Source organism: Marivirga harenae, from assembly GCF_030534335.1.
Lineage (GTDB): Bacteria > Bacteroidota > Bacteroidia > Cytophagales > Cyclobacteriaceae > Marivirga > Marivirga harenae.
Map to the genome: position 1 here is coordinate 3,923,513 of NZ_CP130565.1, position 14,918 is coordinate 3,938,430.

A 14,918-nucleotide genomic window follows, 5' to 3' on the forward strand; every position below is an offset into this window, starting at 1 on the left:
ATTATATGGATTTGAATATAGGCGATAACGCACCAGATTTTAACGCAAAAGATCAGGACGGTAATGAAATCAAATTAAGTGATTTCAAAGGAAAAAAGGTAGTACTTTATTTTTACCCAAAAGACAATACACCGGGTTGTACGGCTCAAGCTTGTAACCTAAGAGATAACTATGAAGATCTTCAAAAGCAAGGATACGTTGTTTTGGGTGTAAGTCAGGATTCAGAAAAATCTCATAAGAAATTTATCGAAAAGCAAAGTTTACCTTTTCCATTAATAGCAGATGAAGATCATACGGTTCATAAGCTGTTTGGAACGTGGGGTGAGAAAAAAATGTACGGAAAAACCTATATGGGGACATTACGCACGACATTTGTTATCGATGCGGATGGAAAAATCGAAGACATAATTCAAAAAGTTAAAACGAAAGAACATACAGCACAAATTTTAAATTCATAATCAATGGCAAGTCAGGCAAACATTCAAGAGCTGGAAAAAATAGCTTCTCAAGTTAGGAGAGATATCGTAAGGATGGTACACGCGGTAAATTCCGGCCATCCGGGAGGCTCTTTAGGATGCACAGATTTTTTTGTAGCACTATATTTCCACATTTTAAAACATAATATCCAATTCAACATGGATGCTAAAAATGAAGATTTATTCTTCTTATCAAATGGGCATATTTCCCCTGTTTGGTATAGTGTTTTAGCGAGAAGTGGCTATTTCGAAACGGAAGAATTAAATACTTTTAGAAAAATAGATAGTCGTTTGCAAGGTCACCCAACACCCGAAGAAAACCTACCAGGCATAAGAATTGCTTCTGGATCTTTAGGACAAGGATTGTCTGCAGCTCTCGGGCCGCACAAACCAAAAAGCTCAACAAAGAGGATAATTTGGTGTATGTATTGATGGGTGATGGGGAATTACAAGAAGGCCAAATTTGGGAGGCTGCCATGTATGGTGCTCATCACAAGATAGACAATGTTATCGCTACTGTCGATTACAATGGGCAGCAAATAGATGGTCCAATCGCTGAAGTGATGGACTTGCAAGACCTAAAAGCCAAATGGCAAGCATTTGGATGGGAAGTGATTGAAAGCAATGGAAATGACATGGCTGAAATCATCAAATCACTAGAACATGCTAAAAGTTTGACAGGAAAAGGAAAGCCAGTTTTAAATCTTATGAAAACTGAAATGGGTTTTGGTGTCGATTTTATGGTAGGTACGCATAAATGGCATGGTGTAGCTCCAAATGATGAGCAATTAGCAGATGCTTTATCTCAATTGGAAGAAACATTAGGCGATTATTAAACTACAATAATTAGCGTCAAGAAGATCTCTTGGCGCTTATCTAAATTCAATGAAGTGTAAAGTAATCATATCATTTCTCATTCTGTTTTTTGCGATGCTTGATGCAAAATCGCAAAGAGTAGAGCAAAGCATTCCTGAAAAAACAAGAATACTGTTTTTGTTTGATGCATCAGGAAGTATGCTTGCCCAATGGGGAAATGAATTAAGAATTGACGCGGCAAAAAGAGTTTTAACAGATCTTGTTGATTCATTGAGAGTAAATGATAAAATTGAACTCGCTCTAAGACCTTATGGTCATTTAACTCCAGCCAAAGAAAGAAATTGTAAGGATACTAAGTTGGAAATCCCATTTGCCCCAAATAATAATGATCGGATAATAGAACGCTTAAAGTACATATACCCAAGAGGAACCACTCCTATAGCATATTCCTTAGAGCAATCAGCCAATGACTTTCCTCAAGATAAAAATTACAGAAATATAATTATCATTATCACAGATGGCATAGAATCGTGTGATGGTGATCCTTGTGCCGTATCCTTGTCTTTACAGAAAAAAGATATTTTCTTAAGACCTTTTGTAATAGGCCTAGGAATGGAAGAGCAGTTTGCATCAGAATTTGATTGTATGGGTGAGTATTTCAATGCCAAAAATATCAATGCCTTCCAGTCCGTTTTAAATGGTATTTTAAGTCAATCATTAAGTAAAACCACAGCAAGTGTGGAACTATTGGATCAAAATGGAAGAAAGGTTGAAAAAGATGTCAATGTTTCTTTCATTAATACTTTTACAGGTATATCAGAATTTGATTTTATCCATTTTAGAGATCGAAATGGAAGACCAGATACGGTAGAAGTTGACCCAGTGTTGAGCTACGATGTGGTAGTAAATACGTTGCCGCCAGTAGTTAAAAAGAATGTATTTTTGAAAGGAGGAACTCACAACGTCATTGAAATAAAAACCCCACAAGGTAGCTTGAAAATTAATCAAGAGAATACAAGCGAGTATGACAAGAAGGTGCAAGTATTGATCCGAAAATCTTCAAAGTCTGAAATTATCAATACCCAATCTGTGCGAACAGAGGAAAAATATTTAATCGGAAATTACGATATAGAGATTTTAACTTTACCTCGTATAAAAATAAATAATATTGAACTACAGCAAGGTAAAACACGAAATATAGATATCCCTTCCCCTGGTCGAGTAAATATTAGCTACAGCAGTAGCGGTAAAGGAAGTTTGTATTCCATAGATGAAAACGGAAGACAGACCTGGATTAAAAAATTAGATTTAGGGGGCGGACAGTCAAGTTTTGGAATACAGCCCGGCAAGTATAAATACGTTTATCGCTCCGATAGAGCTATGGGTAGTAAGTACACCCAAATAAAAGAATTTAATGTCCGGTCAGGACAAACCATAAATATCAAAATTTACTAATTAGAGCAAAATGGCAGAAACTAAATTTACATTTACAGAAAAAAAAGATACCCGCTCAGGTTTTGGAGATGGTCTTTTGGAAGCAGGCAGAAAAAATGATCAAGTGGTAGGATTATGTGCTGATTTGATCGGCTCTCTAAAGATGGGGGCTTTCCAAAAGGAGTTTCCAGAAAGGTTTTTCCAAACTGGTATTGCCGAAGCAAATATGATGGGTTTAGCTGCTGGAATGACAATTGGAGGAAAGATTCCTTTCACTGGAACATTTGCCAATTTTTCGACTGGGAGAGTTTATGACCAAATACGTCAGTCCATTGCCTATTCTGAAAAGAATGTAAAAATTTGTGCCTCTCATGCTGGTGTTACCCTTGGAGAAGATGGTGCAACTCATCAAATACTAGAAGACATTGGAATGATGAGAATGTTGCCAAATATGACAGTTATAAATCCTTGTGATTATAACCAAACTAAAGCAGCTACATTGGCTATTACAGACCACCATGGTCCCGTGTATTTAAGATTTGGAAGACCAAAAGTGCCTGTCTTTACTTCTGAAAATCAAAACTTTGAAATTGGTAAAGCAATCAATATGATAGAAGGTTCAGACGTAACTATCTTTGCAACAGGACATTTGGTTTGGGAAGCAATTGAAGCAGAGGCAGTTTTAAGAGAAAAAGGGATTAGTGTGGAATTAATTAATATCCATACCATCAAACCAATAGATCAGGAAGCGATACTGAAATCAGTAGCAAAAACTGGATGTGTGGTAACAGCTGAAGAACATCAAAGAAATGGTGGTTTAGGTGATGCAGTTGCTCAAGTCCTAGCACAAAACGCTCCTAGCCCACAAGAATATGTGGCCGTAGATGATCAATTTGGGGAAAGTGGAAAGCCTGATGAATTGATGAAGAAATATGGATTGGACGCTGACCACATTGTCGCTGCTGTTGAAAAAGTGATTAAAAGAAAATAATTTAACTTACAAAATGGTCTCAAAAGTTAGATTATCCATTTGACTTTTGAGACTACTTTTTAATCTATGTTGATCCGAATCGTTAAAATGACCTTCCAATTGGACAAAATTGATGATTTTATTCAAATATTTGAACAAAATAAAGAGGCTATTCGAAACCAAATAGGTTGTTTGCATTTAGAATTATGGCAAGATAAGAATCAACCCCACATTTTTAGAACATACAGCTTATGGAAAAATGAAGAGTGTTTAAATAAGTATAGAGACTCTGAGACCTTTGGTAATGTATGGCCAGCTACTAAGGCACTATTCGCTGAAAAACCAGAAGCAAGTTCCCATATTCAGCGCTATGAGCTAAAATAGATTACTTTTTCCGTTCAATAGTGTATTTTACCAAGTCCATGAGTGATTGGCGATATTCAGAGTCAGGGAAGTCCTTAATTATATTCATTGCGTCAAGATAATAGTTTTGCATTACCTCTTCTGCATATGCTATTCCATTTTTTCCTCTGACAAACTCCACAACAGTTTTAACAGTGGAGTTCTTTTCACTCTTATTCTTGATCAATTTGATGATTTGCTTTTTCTCAGACTTGTCAGCATTGTTTAAAGCATAAATCAACGGTAAAGTCATTTTCTTTTCCTTAATATCAATTCCAAGAGGTTTACCTATTTCATTTGTTCCATAGTCAAATAAATCATCTTTGATCTGAAAAGCCATACCCACTTTTTCTCCAAAAAGCTTCATTTTACTACTGATTTCATCATCTTTATTAACAGATCGGCTTCCTACTGCACAACAGGAAGCAATTAAAGAAGCTGTCTTCTGTTTGATGATATCATAATATATTTCTTCCGTTATATTTAATTTTCTTGCCTTTTCAATTTGCAACAACTCCCCTTCGCTCATTTCACGTACCGCTTCAGAAACAATTTTTAGTAAATCGAAATCTTCGTTATCAATTGACAGGAGAAGACCTCTGGAAAGTAAATAATCACCAACCAATATAGCGATCTTGTTTTTCCATAACGCATTGATTGAGAAAAACCCCCTCCTATAATTTGCATCATCAACAACATCATCATGGACCAATGTGGCAGTATGTAATAATTCAATCAAAGCCGCACCTCGGTAGGTCGCTTCATTGATCTGGCCGTGAATTCCTGCAGAAAGAAATACAAACATCGGGCGCATCTGCTTACCCTTTCTTTTCACAATATAGCCCATGATCTTATCAAGCAAGTAAACCTTACTTTTCATGAATTGGCGGAATTTTATTTCAAATTCTGCCATTTCCTTGGCTATTGGTGTTTGTATTTCTTTAATTTTACTCCCCATCCGTGTGCAATATTACTACCAAATGAATACCTAAACAATGCAAATAAACAAAATGATTGAAGAAAATATAATTATTACAAGTACGGTACATACTAGGCCTATTACGGCTGATATAAAATACCTTCCAACTAAGACAAAGAAACCGTTAATCCTTTTTGTTCACGGTTTTAAAGGCTTTAAGGACTGGGGTGTTTTTAATTTGATGGCCACCGAATTTGCAAAACTTGGATTTATCTTTATGAAAATAAATCTTAGTCATAATGGAACCACACCAGAAAACTTAAAAGATTTTGCTGATTTAGAAGCATTTGGTCATAATAATTTCACAATTGAATTAGATGATTTAAAAGATAGTATTGATTATCTATTCTCTTCTAGAAGTATTATCCCTGCTCATGAAATCGAATTGGAAGACCTGAACTTAATGGGTCATAGCAGAGGAGGTGGTTTAGTACTACTTAAGGCAAGTGAGGACGAAAGAATTAAAAAAGTAGTTACATTAGCTGCAATCAGTGATTTAAGCAAAAGATGGCCTCAGTCATTTCTCGATGAGTGGAGAGCAAAGGGGGTACAATACATTGAAAACAAAAGAACCAATCAGATGATGCCCTTGTATGTACAACTATATGATGATGTTTTAAACAATCCAGACAGACTTTCTATACCTGGAAGCATAAAAGACATGAAACAACCATTATTAGCATTCCATGGTACTGATGACGAGACACTTCCTGTTGAAATGGCCTATCAGATAAAGAAGTGGAAGCCAGATACAGAATTAGTTATCATGGAGTCTGAGAACCACGTTTTTGGAGCCACTCATCCTTGGGATAAAAGTACTTTACCCAATAATTATACTTCGATAATAGAGAAAACAAGAGAATTCTTAAAATAACAATGGAGTTGCCTTTTAAAAGGCAGCTCCCCTTTTCACTTTCTTAGCTGTTTTAACATTCAAAATCGATATGTGATCGTCCAATGTTTCTGAATGACTTTTAACCATTCCCGGTGGATTGATGATTTCAACTTTATAATCTGAAATCCATTTAACTTTTCCGTTTGGAATACTTTCCTTATAAACAACAGATTCATTTTTGACATCAATTACTACAAACTTTAACGTATTAAAGCTTACTGAACTATTATCTTGAAAAATTCCAAGTAAAAAATCCTTGCTTTCATTATATGAAAAATCAATAGCATCAATATCCAAGGATGAATAAGCCAAATTATGAACATTAACATCTATTCTGTTGGTATTTACTGTTGATGCTGTACAAGCAGTGAAAAAACAAATTACCAGAAGTGATATATAAAACAATTTCATTATTCTTTAATTACTCGTTTGCTTACTAATTTACCCTGGTCATTTTCAAACTGGAAGAGATACACGCCTTCATCAAAAGAATCCAACCTAATAGAATTTTCACCCTCATTTAAAATAGATTTCATAATTAATGCTCCTGTTGAGTTATAGATTTTAACTTCCTGGAAATTAAAATTATTATGGTCAACATTAATAAAGTCTTTTGCAGGATTTGGGTAAATTCTTAAAAACTGACTGTTTCGAGAACTACTTGAAGTTACCAATGGCTCTTGCCCAATGGCTGTAAAAACTGTATCCAAAATATATCCTTTTACTTGTAAAATATTACGATTAGGGATATTATAATCAAATTCAATAATTCTGTCTCCATCCGCTTCCGTGAGCATCTGTTCATCTGTATAAACAATTTCACTATCGAACAAAACTTCTATTTTTTCATAAGGCTCATTGTTTTTCAATACCAGTTTAATCTGATACTCCCCAGCAGACCCCGAACTCTCTTGAGATACAATAATAGGATTGGCATCAATGCTTGGAATCGAGAATATTTGAGATTCAATTACATCCTCATTAAAGGTTGCTACAATCTTAACATTAGCACCATCGAAAGGATAAAAATCATTCAGCTCAAATAGATTCTCTCCTGACTGCGCTTCATCCAAGCTAACTATTTCCTCATTATCAATCACTAATTTTACATTTGTATAGTCAACCGGAAAATCAAAACTTATTTGAGCATTTCCATAGCCTAGATAATTAAAATCAGATAATGCTATATTGGCACTTCCTAATGCGCCAACTATAGCAGACCAGATACCTCTTCCGTGTGTTCCAATAACAACTTCATCATCTACAATTTTCATAGACCAAACGGATACGGCTGGAAAATCATCTCTTATATTCCAGGTTTCACCACCGTCCAGAGATTCATATAACCCAATCTCCGTCCCTACCCATATTATATCAGTATCAAATGGCATTACTAATAAACTATGGGCAATAACATCGGGAAAACCTCTATCACTACCATTACTATTACCTTCAAAACCCGAAATATCTTCCCAAGTTTGACCCAAGTCTGTTGTTTTCAAAACTTTAGGAAAATTTGCTCGACTAAACAATGCATAGGCTGTGTTTTCCTCTTTTGGATGGGTGTAAATACCAGTATAGTAAGCTTGCGGATTAGGCGCATAATTATTCACTGCTTCATAGGTTTCTCCAGCATCTGTAGATACAAATAAATTCAAAACACCATTGGCCATACCCGCCCCTGCCCAAACTATTTGATCATTGGCCAATGACACTTCTACGTCACTTGCACTAGCTGTGCCACCCCAACGATCATTATTAATTTCCTTCATACTCCAGGTCTGACCAAAATTTAAACTTTTATAAACCCCTTCTGGCCCGATGGCATATATAACATCGGGATTAGTCGCAGATCCAGCTAAACGAGTTATAAAAGGTCCATCAGTAATTCCACTTGTGGCCTGTGTAAATGATTGCCCGCCATTGGTCGATCTTCTTATACCATTAAATTGATAACCTCCAATTACTTTCTGAGGATCTGTTGCATGCCAAATAACTTCAAATCCATCACCTCCAATAGCAAAATTATAAAAATTGCTTTCGTCAACACTTGTTCCTGATGAAACCCAAGTACCGTTATCCTGCATACCGCCTATATACTTCTCTTCTCCGGGCTTTTTATCGGCACCATAAAATTGAGTGGTTATGTAACCATCAGTAATTTGATCTATTCTCTCACCATTATCAGTAGATATCCCAAACCCACCGTCATTTCCATTTACAATCATAAATGTTTGATTTACCTCATCTGTTTTTATTAGCGTAAGATGATGGTGGTCGGGATGAAGATTGCTTTGATTTTGATTTTCGTAATTACCATATGCATCATAAACGGCAATTGCATTGGCTGGGGCAACAAATCGAGACCCATAATTTATCCTCATTATTGAGTTGCTAAGGTTATCAGAATTCCATGTCGCAGTTTCAGCCAGAATAGGCCAAAAGAAATACATATTAGCAAATTCAAGCGCACCATCTTGCGCGATACTATTGTTTTCTATATCACTATAGGTAACATCGTGAATATATAAATATTCTCTTGCATTGGATAATTGAGCATCCGACTCGCTTCCTTTATTAAGATCAAATACACCATTGTCTTCTTGGTCTCTAAAAGAAACCATAAGCTGTCGATCATTCTCGATATCCCAGACTTCAAAAGGAACATCTACATAATCTTCGTAACTATAATCGGAAATATCGACATTTGAAGTTGCGCCAGCTGGTACTGTATAACGATGAGCTTTTTGCTGATTACTATTACCAAACCTAATTTCAACAGTTACTGGATCTTGTGAAGGACTATTGGTTCCCCCAGCAATATCTAGTGACCCGCCATTAAAATCAGCTTCAAAATTAACAAGTTCAATAAGAGTATTTTCTTCAAAATCAATTCCTACAAATTGTCTTTCCGATTCCCCAATATTATCTGAATCAATCGTATATTTCCCTATACTGACTCCACCAACGAACACTTCATAAGGATTATAGGGGTTCACAGCAATGGTATTATCATACCAACCCTGATCACCTAAAAAGTCGGTATTATAATTAGGATCGTCTACTAATATCCAATTTTCCCCCATGTCTTCCGATAAATAAAGTAAGGTGCTTGATCCTGAGAAAGTCGATGTATACACAATTTCAGGATCGCTTGGCGAAACTGCAATCTCAAATCTAACACCTTCGTCTATTCCTGAACTTGAGAGAGACCAACTCTCTCCACCATCAGTAGATTTAATGATCCCTAAACTGTTCACCCCAGCATACTGTATATTCCAATCATTTGGATTCACTTGCAAATCTTGAACAGAACCATTATTAGTTGGACTATACTTTTTATCCCAACTAGCACCGCCATTAGTAGATTTAAAGATTCCAGAATTGGTCGCAATCAGCACCACGTTTTCATTTGTAGGATCAATACTAAGTCTATTTACAGATAAGTAATCATTATCTGCAACTGTTGAAGGCAATAACTCCCACGACTCACCTCTATCTACAGATCTATAAATTCCATTTCCTCGAACAAATGAAGTGTTACCAGCGAAAACTTCTCCTGTTCCTACATATATTGTACTAGGATTAGATTGGCTTTGTGCAATAGAATTAGTAGATAAATTAGGTAAATCAGGAGAAAGATTTTCCCAAGATTGACCACAATCAGTAGTTTTCCATATTCCACCACTAGCAGCTCCTGCAAACCATGTGCAGTTCGTATTATCATCAGGATCTATTGCTATTGCTCTTGTTCTACCGCCTACATTACCTGGCCCACGTGAAATAAAATCAGCTGAAAGATTGTCACTTCTAGCTACACTCTTGAGATTTAATGACTTTTGCAATTCACTATATTGATAGCCTGCTTTATAAGCATCTCTCGACTGGTTCAATGTTTTTGTTATTGAATTATAATATTCAATAAATCCATCAGGTTTCATGTAGGCCTCTTTACCAGATTTGATTTTTATTTTTTTACTTGACCATACTTCTTCGGATTTTGATACCTCTATTGTATTCTCAAGCTGGATCGGTGCAGAAAAAAAATAAACTGCTATTAAAACAAGGAAGCAAATTATAGGGGAGTAATAATTTTTCATAAGCGCAAATTTCATCAAAACTAACACTAAATACTTCATATAAAAAATTAAGGCAGGATACAACTACTAAAGAATGGACAAAAAAAGAGGCTACCTTAAGTAAGGTAGCCTCTTATCAATAGTAAAAAATAATAAATCTACTAGTTCACATCCCACCAAGGGGCAACATCCATTTCATTATTAATTCCTGAGTTAGAAACAGAACTTCCGTTATTACCTAACTCATCTGAAGTATATAGTGCTCTAACAGGGATATATGATCTAACACCAGCAGCCGGTACCTCCAACTGAGGGAAATCTAATCTTCTCCATTCAGCCCAAGCTTCTAATCCGTTGGTATAAAGTGCTAACCACTTTTGAACACCTATAGATTCTTCCCAGTTACCTGCATCATAAGGATTAGCAGTTAAATAGTCAGTGATCGCTCCTTCTGAGTCATCAAATCCCCACTGATTCATTGAAGCAGTAACCGCTTCGTTATAAGCAACTTCTGCATCACCACTAACAATTCCTCTTTCAATAGCTTCAGCTTCGAAAAATTTAACTTCAGCATAAGTAAGCAAGTAAGCTGGAGCAGTTGCCTCTCTTATCGCAGGATTAGGACGAGATGCAGTTGCAAACAAATTAAATGACTCTCCATCAGATAGACCATAAGGAAGACCAGTATAATCACCTGTAATAGAAGTATCGGCAAAAGCCATCAATCTAGGATCATTTAATTCTTCAAGCTTTTCAACTAATACATCAGAAACTGCAAAGTCATCTCTGTTATTGATAGAATTATCAACAAAGAATGGATTCGCGATTCGCTGATCTGCTGCAAAATTAAATATGAAACCTTCATCATTTGCTGTAAAAACTCCAGCGTTTAAAGCTTGAGAAACCAAAGTAGAAGCAGTTCCTGCATCAACATCAGCTATTCTCATACCGATCTTCAATTTCAAAGAATTAGCGAATCTAGCCCAAGAAGCCATATCACCACCGTAAAAGATATCTCCTGAAGTAAAACCTGGCTCTCCAACTGTTATGTTAGAAATTGCAGCATTTAATTCACTGATTAAACCACTGTAAACTTCCTCCTGAGCATCATATGCTGGATTTGGAAATTCATCAGGATTAAATGCTTCAGAGTATGGAACATTTACCCAAGTATCAGTCACAATTTGCATTGACCATACTTTCAATATGTCCAATACAGCAGTTTGGTTGCCTTTAATCGCATCATTCAGTCCTTCGTTTGCTTGCACAATCTCTCTTGCTGCAATTAAGTCGTAAAGACTGTTTGCATAAAAGCTATTCCATGAAGCGGTAAAAGTACTTACGTTCTGATTGTAACGAGAATCTTCTGCATACTCTCCTTGAGAAAAATGTTGTACCATCAACATCCCGAACTCAAAGTTCATTGCCCTGCTCCAAACTCTATTAGACAAGTTGAATTGCGCTTGCGTTAATAGTGTTGAAGCGGGTACTTCAGTAGGATTATTAGGGTCATTATTAATTTCCTCAAAATCCTGCGTGCACGCTGCCAGTCCCACAAATAGTGAGGCCAACATTATGTATAATTTTGATATATTTTTCATAAAAAGTTATTTTAAATTAATGTCAAAACCTGATTTAGAATTTGAAGCTTAAGTCAAAACCTAATGATCTTGAAGTAGGAACTTGAGCATTTTCCAATCCTTGGATATTACCAGCACCATTTACTCCTTGAGGGTCTAGGTAAGGTAAGTTGCTGAATAAGATAGCTAAGTTTCTTCCTAAGAAAGATATTCTAGCATCTTTAATAGCCAAATTACCAAATACACTGTTAGGGATATTATATCCTACAGTTACCTCTCTTAACTTCACAAATGAAGCATCATAAACATTAGGTGCAGCTACAGTCCAAATTGATTGATAAAAAGTTTGAGCAGGTACAGCAGTTGTATTAGTTTCACCAGTTTCAGTTACACCATCAACAATAACACCTTCTTCTCTAATGTTTCCTTCAGCAGTTTCTGGCAACATACCCGAGTATTTAGCCCACTGCAAAGAAGTAGAGTGAATTACACCACCACCCTGAAAGTCAATCAAAGCTCCAACTGAGAAATTCTTATAAGTGAAAGTATTTCTAAAACCACCAGCAAAATCTGCGATAGTACTTCCTAAGAATTCTCTATCTTGATTTGCTAATGGAATACCGTTAGCACCTACAATAGTGTTTCCATCATCGTCAGTTTGGAAAGTTTGTCCAAATAATGACATATATGGGAATCCTTTTTGAACTCTAACGTCTGCTGCCCAAGTTGTACCTGCAATAATGCTTTCAACACCAGCATCTTCGTTCAACTCAACAACTTCATTATTAAATGTTGCAAAGTTTAAATTCATATCCCATCTGAAATCACCAGATTGAATTGGAGTCGCATTTAACATTACTTCGAATCCACTATTTCTCATCGATCCAGCATTCAACAATCTAGAAGTAAATCCAGTAGAAGAAGATGATGGAACATTAAAGATTTGGTTAACAGTAGTTCTGTCGTAATATGACACATCAAATCCAACTCTGTTATTCAAGAAGTTCATTTCTAAACCAAGCTCAAACTCATTGGTGATCTCTGGTAATAGATTAGGGTTTCTTCTTGAATTAGGTACAGTATATCTTGGGAACGAACCAAAGTTTGGTACAACGTTAGAGTATACATTTCTTAATTGGTATGGATTAGCATCGTTTGCAGCTTGTCCATAGCCAGCTCTTAATTTACCAAAAGAAATCACTGAATTATTCGCTAAAGCATCTAACTCACTGAACACAAAACTAGTCGATACTGATGGGTACCAATAGTTATTATCTCCTTCTGGTAAGGTTGAAGACCAATCACCTCTTAAGGCTAAATCAACGTATACTGTATAAAACAAGCCCAATGAAGCCGTTGTAAATACACTGTTAATCGCTCTGTTCTCAAAATCGGTATCAATTTGAGGAGAACCGGCAGAGTTAGCAATATTATAGAAATTAGGTAATACCAAACCACCTACAGTAGCAATTCTATTAAAAGTTCTACCTTGGCTCATCAAGTTACCACCCACCATAGCATTCAATGTTATATCCTCATTGAATTGTGTATCATATAGAATTTTACCTTCCAAGTTAGTTTCAGAAAATGTTCTAGTCACCTCATTATAACTTGGCTGGTTAATACCACCAACAGGTACACCTTCTCTAGATCTGAAAGTGAATCCATCTCTCATGGCTTTTACGTTTACGCTTAAACCATCAGTTAATTCGTAATTTAAATTAAAGTTACCAAAGAAACGATCTCTAGTATCTTCTTGTAAATAATTGTTTCTCACCCAGTAAGGATTATCAAAGAATCTTACGTTTGGATCAAAGCCTAATAATTCCCCAGTATTTGGATCAACCTGAGTACCAGTCGGATTCCATGTCTGCTGAGTTCCGTCAGTGAAAGTATCATCTTTCAATCTATCGAAATCCAACTGAGTTTGCCACCACTGGTAGAAACCTTGCATTGGGTTAGCATTCGCATAACCTGTAGCATTTCTTCCAGAAGCATCTTGTTGGATTAAACTACCTGCAGCAGATACACTTAATTTATCTGTCAAATTATAAGAAGAATTGAAACTTACTGTATTTCTACCCAATTCAGAATTAGGCATCATACCTTTCTGATCTAAATTAGTGTAAGATAATCTGAAATCACCTTCATCATTTGCTCCTGAAACTGCCACTGAATTAGTAAGCGTTACGCCAGTTTCAAAGAATTCTTCATACTGATTTTCAGGAGCTACCCATGGTCTTGTTTCACCATAATTAGCAGCGTCTGGATCCCAAGAATCCCAATGACGTACATTTATGCTAGGATCATACTTAGGTCCCCAAGCACCATCTTTAGAATAAACAGGAGCTAAATAATTAGTTCCATCCTCTGTAAACTCAACAAATCCTGACGCTGAGCCAGTTGTAGCTCCACCACCATATCTTTGCTGGTGCTCCATTAAGGCCAATGGATTTTCGAAGGTTGCTGAAGAGTTAATTGAAACTCCTAGTCCTTTTTTCCTTGAGGCAGATTTTGTAGTGATTAAAATTACACCATTAGATCCTCTAGTTCCATACAATGCAGTTGCAGCAGCACCTTTCAATACTTCCATTGACTCAATGTCATTTGGATTGATATCAGAAGCAGCATTACCGTAATCATACGAACCGCCACCAAAACCTTCTTGTTGAGCAGCTGAAGCATAATTATCATTGTTAATTGGCATTCCGTCCACTACGAAAAGTGGTTGGTTTTCTCCTAAGAAAGAGTTTGCACCACGAATAGTAATACGAGATGAACCACCCATTGCTCCTTGAGAACCTTGGATTTGAACACCCGCAACTGCACCCTGAAGTGAGTTTACAATATTGGTCTCTCTTGATTCAGCCAACTTTTCGCCATCTACAGATTGTGTAGAATAACCAATTGACCTTTTTTCTCTTGAAACACCTAAAGCTGTTACTACAACTTCACCTAGTTGTTGAACATCAGGCTGTAAGGTTACATCAATAACTGACTTAGAGCCAATTGCAACCTCCATTTTTTCAAAACCGATATAGGTAAATAAAAGTGCTTCAGCATCAGAAGACACTGAAAGTTTATAATTACCGTCTAAATCGGTAGTGGTACCAATAGTAGTACCCTTCACAATTACGTTTACACCTGGTAAGGGACCATCTTCGTCCACCACTGTACCAGAAACCGTTCTATCCTGTGCCCATGAGTATGAGGCAATCAGGAAGAAACTTAGCATTAGTAATAGTTTCTTCATCATATTATGTTTAGGTTATAAAATTATTATATCT

10 protein-coding genes and 1 pseudogene are annotated in these 14,918 nt (G+C 36.2%); 6 read left to right on the top strand and 5 right to left on the bottom strand.

Annotation, left to right across the window (positions count from 1 at the left end; all coding sequences use genetic code 11):
• Positions 1–5 precede the first annotated feature (5 nt).
• The 5 genes and pseudogenes from bcp (at position 6) to Q3Y49_RS16795 (ending at position 4,080) form a co-directional block, all read left to right on the top strand.
• The gene (gene bcp, locus Q3Y49_RS16775; protein ID WP_303269774.1) at positions 6–458 is read left to right on the top strand and encodes a thioredoxin-dependent thiol peroxidase; all 453 of its coding nucleotides are present in this window, start codon (positions 6–8) and stop codon (positions 456–458) included.
• Positions 459–461: 3 nt separating this feature from the next.
• A pseudogene (locus tag Q3Y49_RS16780) lies at positions 462–1,312 on the top strand (transketolase).
• A 49-nt stretch (positions 1,313–1,361) separates the two neighbouring features.
• Positions 1,362–2,747 (top strand): vWA domain-containing protein, encoded by a 1,386-nt coding sequence (locus Q3Y49_RS16785; RefSeq protein WP_303269776.1) that lies wholly within the window; start codon positions 1,362–1,364, stop codon positions 2,745–2,747.
• Positions 2,748–2,757: 10 nt separating this feature from the next.
• Positions 2,758–3,717, top strand: a complete 960-nt coding sequence (locus Q3Y49_RS16790) for a transketolase family protein (protein ID WP_303269777.1) — start codon at positions 2,758–2,760, stop codon at positions 3,715–3,717.
• A 66-nt stretch (positions 3,718–3,783) separates the two neighbouring features.
• The gene (locus Q3Y49_RS16795) at positions 3,784–4,080 is read left to right on the top strand and encodes a putative quinol monooxygenase (RefSeq protein ID WP_303269779.1); all 297 of its coding nucleotides are present in this window, start codon (positions 3,784–3,786) and stop codon (positions 4,078–4,080) included.
• A gap of 1 nt (position 4,081) precedes the next feature.
• Here the strand turns inward: Q3Y49_RS16795 and Q3Y49_RS16800 are convergent, their stop codons facing one another.
• Positions 4,082–5,056: a polyprenyl synthetase family protein gene (locus tag Q3Y49_RS16800; RefSeq protein WP_303269781.1), complete on the bottom strand. Its 975-nt coding sequence runs from the start codon at positions 5,054–5,056 to the stop codon at positions 4,082–4,084.
• Between the two features lie 37 nt (positions 5,057–5,093).
• Here Q3Y49_RS16800 and Q3Y49_RS16805 point away from each other — a divergent pair, with 37 nt between their 5' ends.
• Positions 5,094–5,951, top strand: a complete 858-nt coding sequence (locus tag Q3Y49_RS16805; RefSeq protein ID WP_303269782.1) for an alpha/beta hydrolase family protein — start codon at positions 5,094–5,096, stop codon at positions 5,949–5,951.
• A gap of 15 nt (positions 5,952–5,966) precedes the next feature.
• On the opposite strand, the gene Q3Y49_RS16810 is transcribed toward Q3Y49_RS16805, so the two are convergent.
• From Q3Y49_RS16810 to Q3Y49_RS16825, 4 genes are all read right to left on the bottom strand, one after another.
• On the bottom strand, positions 5,967–6,383 hold the full coding sequence (locus Q3Y49_RS16810) for a hypothetical protein (protein WP_303269783.1): 417 nt from the start codon (positions 6,381–6,383) through the stop codon (positions 5,967–5,969).
• A complete protein-coding gene (locus Q3Y49_RS16815) occupies positions 6,383–10,072 on the bottom strand; it encodes a T9SS type A sorting domain-containing protein (RefSeq protein WP_303269784.1) in 3,690 nt (1,229 codons plus the stop codon). Before Q3Y49_RS16815 ends, Q3Y49_RS16810 begins: the two co-directional genes overlap by 1 nt.
• Before the next feature lie 140 nt (positions 10,073–10,212).
• The gene (locus tag Q3Y49_RS16820) at positions 10,213–11,652 is read right to left on the bottom strand and encodes a SusD/RagB family nutrient-binding outer membrane lipoprotein (protein ID WP_303269785.1); all 1,440 of its coding nucleotides are present in this window, start codon (positions 11,650–11,652) and stop codon (positions 10,213–10,215) included.
• Positions 11,653–11,686: 34 nt separating this feature from the next.
• A complete protein-coding gene (locus Q3Y49_RS16825) occupies positions 11,687–14,884 on the bottom strand; it encodes a SusC/RagA family TonB-linked outer membrane protein (RefSeq protein WP_303269786.1) in 3,198 nt (1,065 codons plus the stop codon).
• Between the last annotated feature and the right edge of the window lie 34 nt (positions 14,885–14,918).

What these genes read in the sequence shown, in the direction of transcription:
- Q3Y49_RS16785 (WP_303269776.1), top strand. Translation starts at nt 1,362, where the DNA reads ATGAAGTGTAAAGTAATCATATCATTTCTCATTCTGTTTTTTGCGATG.
- Q3Y49_RS16820 (WP_303269785.1), bottom strand. Translation starts at nt 11,652, where the DNA reads ATGAAAAATATATCAAAATTATACATAATGTTGGCCTCACTATTTGTG.
- Q3Y49_RS16805 (WP_303269782.1), top strand. Translation starts at nt 5,094, where the DNA reads ATGCAAATAAACAAAATGATTGAAGAAAATATAATTATTACAAGTACG.
- Q3Y49_RS16795 (WP_303269779.1), top strand. Translation starts at nt 3,784, where the DNA reads ATGTTGATCCGAATCGTTAAAATGACCTTCCAATTGGACAAAATTGAT.
- Q3Y49_RS16790 (WP_303269777.1), top strand. Translation starts at nt 2,758, where the DNA reads ATGGCAGAAACTAAATTTACATTTACAGAAAAAAAAGATACCCGCTCA.
- Q3Y49_RS16810 (WP_303269783.1), bottom strand. Translation starts at nt 6,383, where the DNA reads ATGAAATTGTTTTATATATCACTTCTGGTAATTTGTTTTTTCACTGCT.
- bcp (WP_303269774.1), top strand. Translation starts at nt 6, where the DNA reads ATGGATTTGAATATAGGCGATAACGCACCAGATTTTAACGCAAAAGAT.
- Q3Y49_RS16825 (WP_303269786.1), bottom strand. Translation starts at nt 14,884, where the DNA reads ATGAAGAAACTATTACTAATGCTAAGTTTCTTCCTGATTGCCTCATAC.
- Q3Y49_RS16815 (WP_303269784.1), bottom strand. Translation starts at nt 10,072, where the DNA reads ATGAAAAATTATTACTCCCCTATAATTTGCTTCCTTGTTTTAATAGCA.
- Q3Y49_RS16800 (WP_303269781.1), bottom strand. Translation starts at nt 5,056, where the DNA reads ATGGGGAGTAAAATTAAAGAAATACAAACACCAATAGCCAAGGAAATG.